Raw genomic sequence first — 1,011 nt, forward strand, 5'->3', positions numbered from 1 at the left:
TAGCTGCGTAAAAAACAGTAGTGGTGGTATGGACCCACCCTGAATCTACGGGGCCCAGGCTCCGCACATCAGATGCTCGGTAATTTAATTGCCGAGTAGTTCACAAATTGAAGTACTGACACGTTTAAGATATGATGCAATTCCTGAATCTTTCGTGTACTGATATATCTGAATCGCGATATTTTGTTTGACGTCTGAAGCAACTCCCATTTCGTATGTATGCCCGGCGAATTCATCGCTGTAGCCATAAACAGAAATCTCACTGCTGACTTTATTAATGCCTTCGTTTGTCATATATTTTGGAAGATATAAGTCCCCTTCTCCTTCATATTCAATCTTGACAATATCTGATAACTTTTCAGCATTTGATTCTAAAGACGGGTCTTTCGTAACAGCACAGATTAGTCCAAATGGATTACCTCCTTTTGCAATCTTGATGTCTTTTACTTCGCTCATAGCGCTTACACCAATCCGTTCCACTGTCGCAGGTATCGATAACCTTTCCACCTTTGTATCAACAAAAGCCAGTTCGCCGATAGATATAAGCCCATTATGAAATATGATTTCTTTGAGGTTACGGCAATTTAGGAACAATCTGTTTCCAATAGACTCAACCTGTGATGGGATATCTGCTTTTTCAATTGAGGCACAACTTCTAAAAATATTACTTGAAGATTCAGAACCGATATGCCGAATTCCATGACCAAAATCAATATTTGCGAGGTTCTCACAGCAGTCAAAAGCAAATGGACCTATTTCCTTTAATGAATCCGGGAATTTTACAGCTGAAATATGACTTTTTGAAAATGCTTTTTCGCATATATATTCTGTACCGTCCGGTATATCTACTGTACCGTCCTTTCCACGCGGACAAAGAATCAGCGATTTTCCATCCTTGGAATAGAGGATACCATCAACGGTTTTATAATATGGATTCTCTTTATTTATGTGAAATGCAGTGAACTACTCGGCAATTAAATTACCGAGCATCTGATGTGCGGAGCCTGGGCC

The 1,011-nt window shown here is 39.8% G+C and carries 1 protein-coding gene; it reads right to left on the reverse strand.

Translation table 11 applies throughout. From position 1 onward, the window contains the following. Window positions 1–84 precede the first annotated feature (84 nt). Window positions 85–948 (reverse strand): leucine-rich repeat domain-containing protein, encoded by an 864-nt coding sequence (locus LI091_RS18360; RefSeq protein ID WP_320442628.1) that lies wholly within the window; start codon window positions 946–948, stop codon window positions 85–87. Window positions 949–1,011 lie beyond the last annotated feature (63 nt).

It is taken from the genome of Blautia sp. MSK20_18, assembly GCF_020553125.1.
Lineage (GTDB): Bacteria > Bacillota > Clostridia > Lachnospirales > Lachnospiraceae > Blautia_A > Blautia_A fusiformis.